This is a genomic window from Paenibacillus sp. NEAU-GSW1 (assembly GCF_009737085.1).
Lineage (GTDB): Bacteria > Bacillota > Bacilli > Paenibacillales > Paenibacillaceae > Pristimantibacillus.
Window position 1 is genome coordinate 132,826 of record NZ_WOVL01000010.1, and the last position, 15,624, is coordinate 148,449.

Annotated in this window: 13 protein-coding genes and 2 tRNA genes; 9 read left to right on the top strand and 6 right to left on the bottom strand. The window is 50.3% G+C overall.

What is annotated here, in order from left to right; all coding sequences use genetic code 11:
* Window positions 1-279: 279 nt before the first annotated feature.
* Window positions 280-3,984 carry an LAGLIDADG family homing endonuclease gene (locus GOM71_RS09935; protein ID WP_156280467.1) on the bottom strand — a complete coding sequence of 1,235 codons (3,705 nt, stop codon included), beginning with the start codon at window positions 3,982-3,984 and terminating at the stop codon, window positions 280-282.
* Between the two features lie 310 nt (window positions 3,985-4,294).
* On the opposite strand from GOM71_RS09935, the gene GOM71_RS09940 reads away from it, so the two are divergent.
* From GOM71_RS09940 to GOM71_RS09950, 3 genes are all read left to right on the top strand, one after another.
* Window positions 4,295-6,058, top strand: a complete 1,764-nt coding sequence (locus GOM71_RS09940) for a DEAD/DEAH box helicase (RefSeq protein ID WP_156280589.1) — start codon at window positions 4,295-4,297, stop codon at window positions 6,056-6,058.
* The gene (locus GOM71_RS09945) at window positions 6,055-7,008 is read left to right on the top strand and encodes a YqhG family protein (RefSeq protein WP_156280470.1); all 954 of its coding nucleotides are present in this window, start codon (window positions 6,055-6,057) and stop codon (window positions 7,006-7,008) included. Before GOM71_RS09940 ends, GOM71_RS09945 begins: the two co-directional genes overlap by 4 nt.
* A 166-nt stretch (window positions 7,009-7,174) precedes the next feature.
* Window positions 7,175-8,092 (top strand): hypothetical protein, encoded by a 918-nt coding sequence (locus GOM71_RS09950; RefSeq protein ID WP_156280474.1) that lies wholly within the window; start codon window positions 7,175-7,177, stop codon window positions 8,090-8,092.
* Here the strand turns inward: GOM71_RS09950 and GOM71_RS09955 are convergent.
* Complete coding sequence (locus GOM71_RS09955; protein WP_367649536.1) at window positions 8,046-8,339, bottom strand: YqzE family protein; 294 nt, start codon at window positions 8,337-8,339, stop codon at window positions 8,046-8,048. The genes GOM71_RS09950 and GOM71_RS09955 overlap by 47 nt on opposite strands.
* Before the next feature lie 230 nt (window positions 8,340-8,569).
* Here GOM71_RS09955 and GOM71_RS09960 point away from each other — a divergent pair, with 230 nt between their 5' ends.
* Window positions 8,570-9,286, top strand: coding sequence for an N-acetylmuramoyl-L-alanine amidase family protein (locus GOM71_RS09960; RefSeq protein WP_253944779.1), 717 nt, complete (start codon window positions 8,570-8,572; stop codon window positions 9,284-9,286).
* Here the strand turns inward: GOM71_RS09960 and GOM71_RS09965 are convergent.
* Window positions 9,251-10,063: a divergent polysaccharide deacetylase family protein gene (locus tag GOM71_RS09965; protein ID WP_156280595.1), complete on the bottom strand. Its 813-nt coding sequence runs from the start codon at window positions 10,061-10,063 to the stop codon at window positions 9,251-9,253. The two genes, GOM71_RS09960 and GOM71_RS09965, sit on opposite strands and share 36 nt — an antisense overlap.
* A gap of 183 nt (window positions 10,064-10,246) precedes the next feature.
* Here GOM71_RS09965 and GOM71_RS09970 point away from each other — a divergent pair.
* A tRNA-Leu gene (locus GOM71_RS09970) sits at window positions 10,247-10,333 on the top strand.
* Window positions 10,334-10,733: 400 nt separating this feature from the next.
* On the opposite strand, the gene GOM71_RS09975 is transcribed toward GOM71_RS09970, so the two are convergent.
* Window positions 10,734-11,021 (bottom strand): hypothetical protein, encoded by a 288-nt coding sequence (locus GOM71_RS09975; protein ID WP_156280476.1) that lies wholly within the window; start codon window positions 11,019-11,021, stop codon window positions 10,734-10,736.
* A 103-nt stretch (window positions 11,022-11,124) separates the two neighbouring features.
* Here GOM71_RS09975 and GOM71_RS09980 point away from each other — a divergent pair, with 103 nt between their 5' ends.
* Window positions 11,125-12,141, top strand: coding sequence for a S66 family peptidase (locus GOM71_RS09980; protein WP_156280478.1), 1,017 nt, complete (start codon window positions 11,125-11,127; stop codon window positions 12,139-12,141).
* A 21-nt stretch (window positions 12,142-12,162) separates the two neighbouring features.
* Window positions 12,163-12,615, top strand: a complete 453-nt coding sequence (locus GOM71_RS09985) for a GNAT family N-acetyltransferase (protein ID WP_156280480.1) — start codon at window positions 12,163-12,165, stop codon at window positions 12,613-12,615.
* A 70-nt stretch (window positions 12,616-12,685) separates the two neighbouring features.
* Here the strand turns inward: GOM71_RS09985 and GOM71_RS09990 are convergent, their stop codons facing one another.
* Both GOM71_RS09990 and GOM71_RS09995 read right to left on the bottom strand, forming a co-directional pair.
* Window positions 12,686-13,108 (bottom strand): Rrf2 family transcriptional regulator, encoded by a 423-nt coding sequence (locus GOM71_RS09990; protein WP_156280483.1) that lies wholly within the window; start codon window positions 13,106-13,108, stop codon window positions 12,686-12,688.
* 69 nt (window positions 13,109-13,177) lie between these two features.
* Window positions 13,178-13,750, bottom strand: a complete 573-nt coding sequence (locus tag GOM71_RS09995; RefSeq protein ID WP_156280485.1) for a xanthine phosphoribosyltransferase — start codon at window positions 13,748-13,750, stop codon at window positions 13,178-13,180.
* Between the two features lie 91 nt (window positions 13,751-13,841).
* On the opposite strand from GOM71_RS09995, the gene GOM71_RS10000 reads away from it, so the two are divergent.
* Both GOM71_RS10000 and GOM71_RS10005 read left to right on the top strand, forming a co-directional pair.
* Window positions 13,842-13,928, top strand: a tRNA-Leu gene (locus tag GOM71_RS10000).
* A gap of 373 nt (window positions 13,929-14,301) precedes the next feature.
* A complete protein-coding gene (locus GOM71_RS10005; RefSeq protein WP_367649538.1) occupies window positions 14,302-15,603 on the top strand; it encodes a sugar ABC transporter substrate-binding protein in 1,302 nt (433 codons plus the stop codon).
* The last annotated feature ends 21 nt before the right edge of the window (window positions 15,604-15,624 follow it).

Sequence of the window (15,624 nt, forward strand, 5' to 3'; positions counted from 1 at the left end):
AACAGAGTCGACACTGATAACACAGCGTCGACCCTGTTTTCCTTCCTGGACCTTACAGCAAAAAAGCCCCTCTTCGAGCCTTCCTATAATGCACTCCCGCCAATTTACAATAAATTCCACATATTATGATGGACGCGCCTTATTTTACAACGGTTTTTTACGACTTTTGTCTCACTAAACTTGACTGGCTATCTCAATCTGCTCGACGATCGACATTAACTCGTGTACTGCACAAATATATTAACGGCAGTTTCATCTCAAATGAAACTGCCGTTTTTATTAATTGCACTTGCTGAACCCGCAGTTGCTGCACTGCTTGCAGCCTTCGATGCTGATGAGCGTAGCTGAACCGCAAGATGGACAAAGATCGCGTGAACCTGTATCGTTGCTATATTTGTGTGGCGTTTGCTCATTAACAGTCAGCGCTGTTTCCTTGTCTCCTTCATTCGCAAGAGGCGCAAGCTCTGACGCAGCGGCATGTTCATCCACACTCTCGATATGCGTCTCCAATGCTTTAGCGACAGCGTCGGCAATCGATTCTACCCGATTGACGCCGAAGCCGATTGCGCCAGAGCCGCCGATTCCTTTCAGATGCTTAATAAGCAGCTGTACTTTGTTGCCGTGGTCGCCGTAACGGAGAAACAGCGAGCATACGCGACCCAGCGCTTCCGCCATGGCGAAGACGTCCGAGCCCGCTTTTCCGACATTTAGAAACACTTCAGCCGGTGTGCCGTTCAAGTCGTTAATCGTAATATAGGCCATCCCGAACGGGGTGTTGATTTTGTATGTTGCTCCCCGCAGCATTTGCGGACGGCGCTTGTAGACATTGTCTGCGCCTGAAGCTGCTGCTGGCTCTTTGGCTCCGGAATTTGCAGGACCAACAGGTTCTGTGGCATCATCCGGCTTGACCTCGGCAGCCCCCTTATCCTTCGCCGTCGACAACACCTGTACGTCGCGGCTTCCGTCACGGTAGATGGTAACGCCTTTGCAGCCCAAATCGAATGCCATCTCGTACAGCTCTTTCGTTTCCTCTACCGTGAAATCGTTTGGACAATTGGCTGTTTTCGAAATCGAGCTGTCTACCCAGCGTTGGATTGCCGCTTGAACGCGAATATGATCCTTCGCCGACAAATCCATCGCCGTAACGAAATAGTCCGGCAGCTCCTCGCCGGGATGGGCATCCTTCCACTGCTGTGCGATCGGCACCAATTGCTTGTCGAAGCCAAGCCGGCTTTGACGGAAATATTCAAAGGCGAAGTAAGGCTCAATGCCGGTCGAGGTTCCGACCATCGTCCCTGTACTGCCGGTCGGCGCTTGAGTAAGCACCGTTACGTTACGCATCCCTTGTTCCCTAACGGCAGTGCCGATTTCCGGGAATGCTTCGATCATATGACGCATAAAACCGCTTTGCACGAAAAGATCCGCATCGAAAGCTTCAAACGATCCCTTCTCCGCCGCAATTTCAGCGGAAGCAAGATACGCTTCCCGCGCCATGAAGCTATAAAGCTCATCAAGAAAACGAAGCGATTCCGGGCTGCCGTAGCGAATACCAAGCTTGATCATTAGCTCTGCAAGCCCCATCGTGCCGAGTCCGATGCGCCGTTCCCGCTTCTGATTGGCCTCGTTTTCTTCAAAATGATAAGGCGTTGTATCTATTACATTATCAAGAAAACGAACGGACCAGCGCGTCACCGTGGCTAGCTCCGGCCAGTCGACCGCATGCTTGCCATCATCATAAAACTTGGACAAGTTAATCGCCGACAGGTTGCATACGCCCCAGCCCGGCAAGCCCTGCTCACCGCAATTGTGAGCGACTATCCCTCCGGCAATAAGCGAATTCGTCTCGGGCTCGTGTATATCATAGACGACCGAGACTTCACCTTCCGTGACCAAAAGGACTTTGGACATAAACTTCTCCATTTTTCGGGATGGCCGAGCGATTCGTTCAAGCGCTTCTTGCTTCCTTGCGATAAAAAGGAATCCGATTTTTTCTTTAAAGGCAAGCAGGTTATTCCCCGAGATAATGAGCTCGAAGAAGGGATTGCTTTTATATTCGCAAACATCTCCTGCGGCGGTTATATAATTGAATTGCGATTGTTTCTTCTTTGATCGGCTGTATATCCGTCCATGAACACCGAATTGAAGGAGCAAAAGCTGAACACCCTGCAGCAGCTTTCTCGAAGCCGAAGTCAAGCAGACGCTCCGATGCATCTCATCTCGTTCATAAACAATACCGTCAGCGCTAAACAAAGCTTGAAGAAAAGCGGCAACGCTCTTCCTCCCGGCTGTAAACATAATATCCGGCACTTCTTTTTCCGGAGCAGCAACCGCACGAACACCGTATTCCAGCAGTTTCTGCCTAAAAGCATTTCGCCACCAATACACATTCCAGGTTCCGTTCTTCCGTTCAAACGCTTTTGCCCTGACACCGCTAAGCTTCTCGCCATACCGAATCATGGTGTCCATCATCTCGATGTCGTCTTTTCCGAACACCATGCCGATATCGCCGCGCTTTGAAAGCCATCCGTCGCCAGTTAACCAGCCTAGAAAAGCTCCCCATTCCTCGCCCAGCTCGTTTTGTTCGTTAAATTGTCCTTCGCCCGACTGGATATAGACATAGTCGTCCGATGCAAGCTGGCTTGCTTTTTTCCATCCGCTCTGTGTATAAATCTGATGCTCTGGCGTTACTTTCAGCTCCATTCCGTTTGCAAGCGCAATGTTAACGGTTTGGCGAATTCCAGTAGGAAAGACGGTTGCCCTACGCAACATAGTACCCAGCATTTCATATGAACGACCGCCTGCTACCTTAGCATGCTCGACAAGACGGCTGTCCGTAGCGATGGTAAAAGGCTGACTTCCAACCTTGTGATAAAGCTCTTCAATTGTCATTAAGCCGAATTCCGTAGAGATTCTCGTATCCGGATGAAAGCATGGATTTGTACTGATAATCGGATTGAAGTACCAGCTGTTGGACATTTGATTGTAGTATTCCATAAACACGACGCCAGGCTCTGCTGATTTCCAGGCCGACTCAATGATGGTATGCCATATTTCGCGGGCTCGGACCGTGCGATAGTGAACCGTCTTTTTCCCTCGTTGTTTCCAATCCGCCAGATCGCCATTCCATAGCTCATCGTATTCCGGGTCCTTCGTATCGGGAAATACAAGCTCCCACTCCAAATCCTCTTTGACCGCCTTCATGAAGCCGTTGCTGACGCAAACGGACAGATTGGCGTTCGTAATTTGCCCCATAGTCTCCTTGACGGTAATGAAGTCGAGCACGTCAGGATGCCAGTCATTAATCATGAGCATTAATGCTCCTCTTCGGCTGCCTCCCTGCTCGATCAGCCCTGTCGTATAGCTGAACAAGCCGCCCCATGATACGGCGCCGCTCGACGACCCGTTCACTCCGGCAACGATTGCCCTGCGCGGACGCAGCGAAGAAAGATTGATGCCGACCCCGCCCCCGCGCGCCATAATTTCAGTCATTTCGGACAGCGTAGTCATTATGCCGCCTCTGCTGTCCTTTGGCGAAGGAATAACATAGCAATTGAACAGCGTAAGCTCGTCGCTCGCCCCCGCTCCAGCCGCAATTCTCCCGCCAGGCACAAGCTTCCAATCATACAAAATAGAGCGGAAGCGTTCCGTCCACAATTCCCGCTTCTCTTCCGTTTGCTCCGCGCCGGCCATGGCCGCAGCAAGCCGATTCCACATTTCTTCGGGAGACTTCTCAATCGTCAATGTCAGCTTCTCAATGCTGGATTGAATAATCTCGCCGCTCCTAAGCTTGACACGAACCTCGTTCCCTTGGCGCTCAATGACCTCGCCAACTTCTTTCGTTGGAAACTTCGGATCGTCCTTTGTCAACACCAGCACAATATCTCCTGCCGACGTTCCGCTTGTATCGGCTTTTTTCCACGCATAACGATCGAGAAATATTTTCTCGCTCAACCCTTCAAGCCGATTGCCTTCCGCATTCACCATCGCTGCAGCCTCCCCTGTCCCGATTTGGCTCCATCACCGATAATCAACATATTGTGTATATGTCTTATTATAACACACAATATATTGATTTGAAGTCCAATCGTTCATGAACGATCAAATTCCGCTTTTATTTATGCTTCTTCTTATTAATCCTCTCCATTAGGGCATACTAATGGCAACTATCGCTTTTTTGCCCGAAAGGAGTTGCGCTCTTTTGTCCACTCTTAATCCGAATAACAATGCCAATCCGCTCGCTGACGACAGCTTGTCTGAAGCTGCCGGATCGCCAGCGCAGCCGGGAACAGCCTTAATGGCAAATGCCGTTACTCGCAAACTTCATCCTTTAGTCGATTTAACGCTAGACCGGAGCTGGTTTGACGAGCTGCAAGGACGAATCGCTAGAAACGGGCCGTGGGACGATTGGACGCTGTTCCAGCTGTCAATGGAGGCTGAGCAAGCGAAGCGCATCGACAGCTTCGATCAATTGCAATGCTTAAGGACGCTTCCAATGCTTGAGCCGATGCCGCATCAGATCAGCACCGCCCGCAAAGTGCTGCATGAGATGGGCGGACGGGCCATCCTGGCCGACGAAGTCGGACTTGGCAAAACGATTGAAGCCGGGCTCGTGCTGAAAGAATATCTCGTCCGCGGACTCGTTCGCCGCGCCCTCATTCTCGTTCCCGCATCGCTTGTGCTGCAATGGGTGCGTGAGCTCAATCAAAAATTCGGCATCGCAGCCGTGGCCCAAAAGAAAGAGCATACTTGGCATTACGACGTCGTCGTCGCCTCCATTGATACGGCCAAACGCGAGCCGCACCGTGAGCTCGTGCTCGGCAACGATTACGACCTGATCATTATCGACGAAGCTCATAAGCTGAAAAACAAAAAGACGACCAACTATCAATTCGTCGTTCAACTGCGCAAAAAATATTGTCTCCTGTTGACGGCGACGCCTATCCAGAACAACCTCGACGAATTGTTCAATCTAATTACGCTGCTCAAGCCCGGCCAGCTCGGCGGCCAGAGTGAATTTGCCGCCAATTTTGTGGTGGACAAACGGCTGCCTAAAAACGAGGATCAGCTGCAGAACGCTCTGTCCAGCATTATGATTCGCAACCGGCGCGGCGACGGAGGCATTTCCTTCACAAAACGAATTGTACGCAACATTCCATTAGAGCTTTCCGCCGAAGAAAAAGCGCTGTATGACGCCGTTACCGCATTCGTTCGCGAGCGCTATGACGAAAGCGGAGGCGATTTAACGAGCATGCTTTCCCTTGTCACGCTGCAGCGCGAAGTTTGCAGCAGCCGCGATGCGGTGTTCGTCACGCTCGTCAATCTCTTTAAGAAAACGGCCGAAGACTCCCCTATGCGTCCGAAAATATGGGAGCTTGTTGAATTTATACGCCAAATTGAATCCAACACGAAAGCGGAAAAAACGCTTGAGCTCATCAGGCAAACGAACGAGAAAGTTATTATTTTCACCGAATACCGGGCGACGCAAGAATATTTGCTGCAGTTTTTCCGCAACAACAACATGGTTGCCGTGCCGTATCGAGGCGGCATGAATCGCGGTAAAAAAGACTGGATGATGGACCTGTTTCGCGGCCGGGCTCAAGTGCTCATCGCAACGGAAGCGGGCGGCGAAGGGATCAATTTGCAATTTTGCCACCATATGATCAACTTCGACCTGCCTTGGAATCCGATGCGCGTCGAGCAGCGAATCGGCCGCGTACACAGACTTGGCCAAACCGAAGATGTTCATATTTACAACCTTTGCACGCTCGGGACGATCGAAGAGCATATCGTTAATTTGCTGCATGAGAAAATCAATCTGTTTGAGCTCGTTATCGGCGAACTCGACCATATTCTCGAAAAATTCGAGAAAGGCGAAGGCTCGCTTGAGCAGCAGCTCGCCCGCGTCCTGCTTCAATCAGGCGGCAATGGCGAGCATTTGCGCGCGCAAATCAACAATCTTGGCTCCTCGCTTGTCAAGCTGCGCAATGAATCTGCCGATCCGGCGTCCCTTTTATCAAATATGACGTCATTAGGCCAGGAGGTGGAGATTCATCCATGAACGAGAAACAAGTGCATAAATTCGTTCATCGCTATTTGGAGGCGACGCAATGCTCCATTATTGAAAAATCGCCAGCCCATATTACCGTAAAGCTGTCGCCGAGCGCAGACCGCGAGCTGACAAATCGTCCCTATTACTGGAGTTTTGTCGATCGAACCGGCGAGCCACCTGAAACGATGACTTTTCTGTTCGTTACCGATACCCAGAAGTACGACATGATCACCGCAGCCAAAAGCTCCAGTCAAACGGAGCGCAATGAAGCTGCTTCACCCGAGGAAGCAGCTGCCAACGCGGCGCTTGGCCGAACGCTCGGCTTCGTTCCGAACCATTTTACGGCCAATGTACGATTGCCGCGCGAGGATTTATACTTCGGCTCCCGCAGGCTTGAACAACTTTTTACGGCGGCCAGAACGTCCGGAAGCTACGTCAACTTATTCCAGGAACCGGATAGACGGGCAAACAATCCGTTCCAATCTACGCCGTATACCGCATGGCTTGGCGTCAACATGCGCGTAGAATTCGCTTGCGATATGAAACGCGAGGAAATTTACAGCTATGGCATTTCTTTAGCCACAGGCCATCTGGTTGAGCATTTTCAAGATCGGCTGCAGGAGATTAAATTAACGCCTAGACTCCCTTCCAACGTTCATGTAACCAAAAACGGCCTGACGCTTGCCAGAGCGCTGAATATCATCGAGCAATCGCTGGAGCGAAAGCTTAAAGGCTATGATTACAGCTGGGCCGTCGGCGCCGCTGCCCGGCTGGATGAAGAGCTGCTCCGCATCAAAAGTTACTATGAACCGCTTATTCAATCGGCGACAGAGGAAACGAAATCGGCAGTTGAAGAGCAATACCGCCAGCGGCAAGCGGAAATTAAATGGCAATACGAGCCGCGGGTGACTGCATCCGCCATAAATTGCGGCATCTTTCATCTCGAGGGCATCGATTAGCGGCAATCAGACTTCATTCGCAACAATCCGGCAAAAAAAGAGTGTGACTAAACGCCGCAATCGCGACAGCAATCAACAGCCTTCTGCGCGCTTGTCCTCTACAATAAATACAACAAGCAAAATAATAAAGGCAGTTTTTGTCTGCCGATGAAAAGGGTGACTATTGTTGCGAAAATGGATAAGAACGCTGCTCTGTTCAACGATTGCTGTCGCGATTGTTATGTCTCCGACGGCCGCGCATGCGACTTCCCCTTCCAATATTCAAGCCGATGTCTCGTTTTCTGACAAAGCATTGCAAAGCTGGATCGATCAGTTGGCTGAACAGCCGGGATTCGAAGCCTGGAAGGGAGCATATGCAGAACAAACGCCGCTTGGACCCGGAACGCATAGCTGGCTTGCGCTTATTAAGCAAAAACCAGAAGGAAATACAGTCGGATACGCGGTCATTCATGCCGCGCAGGACGGCGGCTTCACGATAGGGGAATATGGCATTGGCCAATATTTATACGATAAGCAAACGCTGCTTCCGTATTTAGAAGGGGATAAAGCAACATTATCGCAAAAACAGCCGGAAATTCGGTATATCCATCCTTTGCTTGCTGTTTGGCGGACAAGCTCGAAATCAGCCGATGAAGTCGAATATAACGACGCCATGAGCGGAGAACAGCTGCCTTTAGAGGATGAAGTCTGGACTAAAGCGGCAAAAAAAGAAGAACAGCTTCTCGCTGCTCTTCCTCAATTGCTTCTATCCGATTCCGATGCTGCTGCGCCTACGATGCTCGCTTCAGCTGCAAATCCGTCCTTTGATCCTTATGGCAAATTATCTTGGCTCACAGGCGATACCCCGCTTGCAGCAAGCAAAGACGATATTTCGAAGGTGCTGTACAGGCTCAAAGCGAAAAAACCTTTGCAATATACAGCCGAGAGATACGACGGCAAAATGCGGTATGTCTGGTCCGTAACCGGCTTCCACAGCTGGGAAGGAGGCACCTCCTATGCCGCGCTTGAATCCGACGAATGGAGCGGGAGCAAACGTTTTATTCCGATTCAGCTGCTTGCGGAACTAGGCGCTTTTTATCGGTAATATGATGCTCTTCGACGTTTCTTTTCCAGAGCAGCAAGCTCATTGCCCCTACGCCGAACCATCGCGTCAGCCAATGCTCTCGTCCTGCTTTGGCCATCGCTCGCTTGAGCTTTCGCTCCGACCGCGGAGTCTCTATATATTGAACCAACTGTACGGTCATGTATTGAATCAGTTCACTGCCGCCTTTTGCCATCATTCTCACCTCGTCATTCGATTTGTTAAAATATAAGGTTTTATAAGTTTTCACTTATAAATACGCTTATATTTCAACGCGAAACGAAACTCCGCCGACGCCGCAAGTGTACGGCGAAACCGTTTCTGCTTGCTAAAAGTTTGCCCTGCTTCTTCCGTTCATAAACGTGTATGAGTTTTCCTCCAATAAGCCACGATAATAGCAATCAGCGCTTATATATGGTGAGCTTAAAAAGGAGTGACTTTGAGCTCAGCTCAAAGTACTGATGTCAGGAGGAGTTTGTTTTGTTTAAAATTTGGCGGCTTGCAGCAGCGCTTTTCCTGCTGCCTGTATGTGCGATTGAGGCGGCTGCAGCGCCGGACACGGCTGCTGAACAACAGCCCCGGCATTCATCAAACGACAGCGGCTGGACGATGCCTTCCGCAATCGTCCTTATTGATGCCGGCCATGGCGGCATTGATGGAGGGGCGACGGCGGATTCCGTGCTTGAAAAGGATATTAACCTCGCTATCGCCCAAAAGCTTTATTTGCTGCTGAACAGCCAAGGCATTCCAGCTGTGTTGAACAGGACTGGCGACTACGCGCTTAGCGACGACAATCGCTGGCATATTTCCGGTTCCCGGCATCGGCGCGACCTGTCGCAGCGAAGGCAGCTTACCGAGGAAATCGAAACGCAGCTGCTAGTCAGCCTCCATGTCAATTGGACCAAAAACCGCACAAAAAGCGGCCCGCTCGTCCTTCATCAAGGAAGCGGCGAAAGCGCGTTGCTCGCCTTTTGCATTCAAGACACATTAAACCGGCAGCAGCAAACTTCTTTCCTGCCGCGCGAAGGGAAACCATTTTATTTGCTTCGCAGAGTCGATCAGCCAGCGGTTATCGTAGAGATGGGCTTTATTAGCAATGAAAGCGACCGGGCGATGCTGACCGATCCGCGCCAGCAGCTTCGCGTCGCCGCAGCTATCGCCTCAGGGATTCGGCAATACAAATGGGTCACCCGGTGAAGATGGAAGCATAGCAGCCGCTTTTACAAATTGAACTTGAGCGCCGGATTGCATCGCCGGAATAGACTGCCGCAGCACTGCGGCGGTCTTTTTGCCTGGAGGCCCGACATGCCCGATCACGACGCAATACTCATGACTTTCCAGATGCTTGCGGACAACGCCGATCTGCTTGGAAATATGCGCTTCTGTATAGATGTCATCGAGAAACACGTCATTGGATACGAGCGGAACGCCGAGCTCCTTCGTTACTTTTGGCACAACCGTTTTGAAAGTCGTTCGGCTGTCGAGAAAAAACAGCCCCCGCTCCTTGCATACGCCAATAACGATGCGCATGACACGCTCATCCGCAGTAACTCTCGAGCCCATATGGTTATTCATCCCGACCGCATAAGGCACCGCATCAATCGCGGCTTCCACTCTGCTGCGAATTTCGGCATCGCTTAAATCTGTCGTTATCGCGCCTGGCCCCAGCCAAGACTTCAAGCCCCGGTTCGGCTCCATCGGCATATGGACGATTACGTCATGACCGAGCCGGTGCGCTTCTTCGGCATCCCGTTTCGTCGTCGGCATAAACGGCATGACCGCTACTGTAAATTTAACTGGAAGCTTCAGCATTTCCTCTGTTCCGTCCATATCGTTGCCGAAGTCGTCAATTACAATCGCAATTTGGCGATTGCTCGCCGAAGATTCCGAAGGCGCGCTTGCCGCAACTTGACCGTCTCCTCCGCCAGCATAGAGCAGAAGCACTGCCGCCCCCGCCAGCAGCAATCCGTACATTTTTTTGCCGTTCCCTTTCACCGGACAAACACTCCTTCTTCATATGACTGCCAGCAAGCAGTCGGTATCGTTTCCCTTCATTGTTTGTCCATTCGAGGGAAAATATGCTGAATATTTGAACTTTGCTCAAACGCTTGACTCGCTTCCGCCCGGCATGCTACCATAGGGAACATATTATGATATGCGGTCGTGGCGGAATTGGCAGACGCGCTAGATTCAGGTTCTAGTGGTGTAACAGCCGTGGAGGTTCGAGTCCTCTCGACCGCACCATACTTACAATTGACAAGAGGCTACCCTTATGGGAGAGCCTCTTTTTTCGATTGCTCTCTCTATTCCTGCATTTCTGCACACTTCTTCGCTTTTGCAGCTTATGGCCTGGCATTTTTCACGTAGTTAAACCTGCAATTATGCAGTTTTTTCCGTTACCCTCTACACCTGACGGGTTAATTCCTGCAAAAGTACATCCTTTCCCCCTACTTTGTCGGATTTGGAGCAGCCAGACTATGCTATTCCTGCGCTTTTGCAGGCTTACGGGCCATTCCCCTAATTCTCGGCCGAAAAACCTGCACATTAGCAGGTTTCGGGAGAACTGAACTCGAATAACTGCTTGCTCAACGGCGCGTTTTGCGGCGAGAATGCGGCATGCAAGGACCTCCCATACTACCCCCTCTTATCTCAGCGCGAGAAATCCCGTTATAAGCATGCCCGCGCCTATTCCAAAATGAACGCCCCTTGCCACCTGCCAAGGCATCAGCTTAACGAACAGTCCAATAAACAACCCGCCAATAATTGAAGCTACCGCCCCAATGAACCAGCCGACAACCGAATCCGATGACAAGTTAAACAGATTTGGCTTGAGCGCAAAGTCCGCCGCACCCATTCGCCGATAAACTTCCTTCGTCATATACAATCCGTAACCAATCGCTATACAAGAAATGAGCCAGCATACGATAGCCAAAACACGATTTGTCCCACATCCTTCCCTATAAATCTCCCCTTCCCATTCCCGAACCATGCAACTATAATGGACGTTATACCATAAAAAGGAAGGATGATATTCCTTGATCACTTATCCTATACTTGCACAAGGCGCCACGCTTGGCGTCACCGCCCCTTCTTCAGGAGCGCGTCCGACGGTGCATCACCTGCTCCATGAGGCGGACAAACGTCTAACAGCCAAAGGATACAAGGTCCGTTTCGGGGAAACGCCCTGGACGCAAAATAAAGTGCGGTCGGCTCATTCTTCCGTGCGCGCAGCCGAATTTCAAGCGATGATGCAAGATAAAAGCATAGATGTCATTATTCCGCCATGGGGCGGCGAGCTGCTAATTGAAATGGTCGAGCACATCGACTTTTCGTCACTGCCTGCCAAATGGATCGTCGGGTATTCCGATGTCAGCCTGTTGCTGTTCACAGTTACGATAAAGACCGGCATTGCTACCGCACATGCGATGAATTTTATCGATTTGAGGGGCGAAACGTCAGATGAAACGACTGGCATGTGGGAATCGGTTCTATCGACAAAAACCGGCGGTACTGTCGCTCAGCATTCGTCGCAGCTCTATCAAAAGGAATGGACGCATGACAATCCTTCTCCGCATGTTTTCAATCTAACGGAGCAGACGGAATGGCGCACCGTTTCCGGCAATCCCGTCCGCGCTAAAGGGCGTTTGCTTGGCGGCTGTATCGACATTATCCGGCATGTGATCGGAACGCCATACGGCGATGTCCGCCATTTTCAATCCCATTTCATTCAGAATGAACCTATTGTCTGGTATTTGGAAAATTGCGAGCTAAACACAGCTGATTTGCGCCGTTCCTTGGTGCAAATGAAGCTGGCGGGCTGGTTTGCCAATTGCTCGGCTATCCTGTTTGGAAGAAACGGAGTCGACAGCCCGTTTAACGGATACACGCATGAAGAGGTTTATGCGGAGTTAGCGGAAGAGCTGGACATTCCGATCGTCTACGATATCGATTGCGGTCATGTTCCGCCGCAAATGACGTTCATCAACGGAGCTTATGCGGAAATCGAAGTCCAGGACGGAAAGGGCACCGTCGTCCAACGGTTCAAAGGCTAGACGATGAAAAAGGAGAAGCCTATGAATATTAGAAAAAAAAGATTCGATGAGGAATACCCTATGAATCTTTTGCTGTTGGCTGATCCTTCTCAAAAGCTGGTTGAGGATTACATCCAAAGAGGCGAATGTTTCGTAACTGAAATGGATCATCAAATCGTTGGCGTTTATGTTCTGTTGCCTACAAGACCTGAAACAGTTGAACTGGTTAACGTAGCGGTAACAGAGGAAATGCATGGCCAAGGAATTGGGAAGCAATTAGTCTCACATGCTATCGAAACGGCTAGGTCGAATGGCTACAAGACCATAGAAGTGGGTACAGGAAACTCAGGCATGGGGCAATTAGCCCTTTACCAAAAATGCGGTTTTAGAATTGTTGGCATAGATTTTGATTTTTTCATTAGACATTACGCTGAAGCCATTTATGAGAACGGTATACCGTGCAGAGATATGATTCGATTATCTCAGGATTTGTAGGGGAAAAGTTAGTTAAATATTAGCTAATAAAAAAGAAGACGGCATCCAACGCCGTCTTCTTTGCGTTTGCTCACATTCGGCTGGCCAAATCGGTCGTCACCTGCTCCAATGTCTGTGAAGCAAGCTTGGCTTCAAGCGCAAGCTGCGCCTCCGAAAATACCGTTTCCAGCGATTGCTGAATATGTTTCCCGACGGAACAAGCCGGATTCGGCTTCTCATGAATGGCGAACAAATCCTCTTGGCCTTCCGACTGTACAGCACGGTAGATGTCCAGCATCGTAATTTGCGACGCGGGACGCGCAAGTGTTGCCCCGGCGACGCCGGGAGTCGTCAACAGCAGGCCCGCTTTGTTAAGCATGCCCATAAGCCGACGAATAACGACCGCGTTCGTATTGACGCTGCCGGCAATATATTCTGAGGTCACGCGCAACCCCTTGGAAAGCTCAATCAAAGACAAGATGTGAACAGCTACGGCAAACCGGTTGCTGGTCATTCCTCATCCCTCCTTGCAATAACTGCGCCTTTTACATGTAACGATTATAGGTACATGCCAAGCCCTTTGTCAATCGACGAACGCAATTTTATTTTCGGCAAGAGATGCGATTCGGGCTAAAGACTCAACCCGGTAGCCAAGCTCAAGCAGCTTCTGCCTTCCCGGCTGAAACGCCTTTTCGATGACAATCCCAATGCCTTCGACCTTCGCTCCCGCTTGTTCGGCAATGCGCGCGAGGCCAATTGCCGCATCGCCATTGGCAAGAAAATCATCGACGATTAGAATGCGGTCGTCAGCCGACAGATGCTTTCTGGATACCGAAACTTCGCTCTCCTCTTGCTTCGTAAAGGAATAAATTTTTTCCGTGTACAAGTCGTCCTTTAAGGTCAACGATTTGCGTTTGCGCGCGAACAACAAGCGGACATCCAGCTTCATCGCCGTCATGACAGCCGGTGCGATGCCTGAAGATTCAATCGTCAGCACCTTCGTAATGCCGCTTTCCGCGAATTGAGATGCGAATGCTTCGCCAATCGCCAGCATGAGCTGCGGATCAATTTGATGATTTAGAAAAGAATCGACTTTTAGAACGCGATCGTTCAGGGCGATGCCTTCGGCTTCAATTTTTCGTTTCAACAGCTCCATTGCAAACAACATCTCCCTTGTCCCAATTTTAACTTGACTTCACTTTATTAAAAATGATATCATACTTTTTGTTGACAAGACATATTGTCATGCGGTCGTGGCGGAATTGGCAGACGCGCTAGATTCAGGTTCTAGTGGTGTAACAGCCGTGGAGGTTCGAGTCCTCTCGACCGCACCATACTTACAAACGCAAGGAAGCTGCTTAAGCAGCTTCCTTTTTTTTCGGTTTCAAGCGTGGAAAACGATCAAAAATGAAAGAAATATCCACAAATAACAAATAAACAGCAGATATCAAAGCGTTTTATAGTCAAAACGGCCGTTTTTGACGATAGAATCCATTTGCAAGCGCTTTTATGGGCGGCATATAATAAGGGCGTTACGAAGCTGAATCATGTAAATAACGAACAACAATATGAAGGCTATGTTACCTTTAGGGGTACAACCTCGGCACTTTTTAGTGGCGGCGAGGTTGTGCCTCTTTTTGTTGTCCCCACATTTTTCAGCGGCTGTAATGGACCGGCAACAAAAATAGAAGAAGGGTGGTTTTTTTCGTGAGAAAGAACAAATGGGTAATGATGCTGGCGAGCCTGACGCTTATGTTCTCGCTGGCTGCTTGCGGCGGCGGCGGCAACAACAGCCCGGAAGCGACAAATGCGGGCAACACGCAAACAGAAGGCAACTCCGCTGCAGGTCAAGAGGCTACAGAAGAGCTTAAGCCTGAGGCTGGAGCAAAGCTGGTTGTATGGGAAGCGCAGGAGCAAGTTGCGTACATGGAGCAAGTCGGCAAAGAGTTCGAAGCTAAGTACGGCGTTCCGGTTAAAGTGGAAACGGTTGCGGGCGGCGATCAAGGCGGACGACTCGCGACGGACGGCCCTTCCAAAACAGCAGCCGACGTTTTGACGCTGCCGCATGACCAGATCGGCCTGGCAGTTAAAGCAGGCTTGCTGCTGCCAAACGACGTGTTCGAGGAAGAAACGAAAAAGAATTCCGTTGAAACGTCCGTCATTGCCTCCTCCTACGACGGCGTGCTTTACGGCTACCCGAAATCGGTTGAAACGTATGCGATGTTCTACAACAAGGATATTTTCCCAGAGCCTCCAACCACTTGGGACGAAGTTGTTAAATTCGGCAGCACCTACACTGATCCTGCGCAAAAGAAATATGCGATCATGTGGGAATTCGTCGGCTATTACTCCTATCCGTTCATTGGCAGTTACGGCGGCTACATGTTCGGCGACAACAATACGAACGGCCAAGATATCGGCTTGAACAAAGGCGATGTCGTAAAAGGCATGGAATTCCTCCGCTCGTTAAAACCGATTTTGCCAATGAACGCGGGCGATATTACGTACGACGTCAAAACGCAGCTGTTCCAAGAAGGCAAGCTGGCGCTGAACATCGACGGCCCTTGGTCGGTTGCCGCATTCAAAGATAAAGTCAATTTCGGCGTAGCTCCGCTGCCTAAGTTCCCTAACGGCAACGATGCGATTACTTTCTCCGGCGTGAAATCGTACTATGTCAACTCCTATACGAGCTATCCGGAAGCTGCGCGCCTGTTTGCTAATTTCGCAAGCAGCAAAGAAAACCAATTGCTCAACTATAAAATGACCGGCGCGATTCCAGCCAACATTGAAGCCGGCGAAGATCCGCTGATCAAGGACGACCCGATTACTAGCGGCTTCTTCAAACAATTCAGCAACTCGGTTCCGATGTCCTCCGTTCCTGGCGTCGATCTCGCTTGGGAAGGTTTGAAAGCAACGTTTATCTCCTTGTGGGACGATCCAAGCCTCGACATTAAGACAACGCTAGACACTATGGTCAAATCGATCGAAGACGGCATTAAATCGAGGTAATCAATTTTGAGCCGCGCGCAG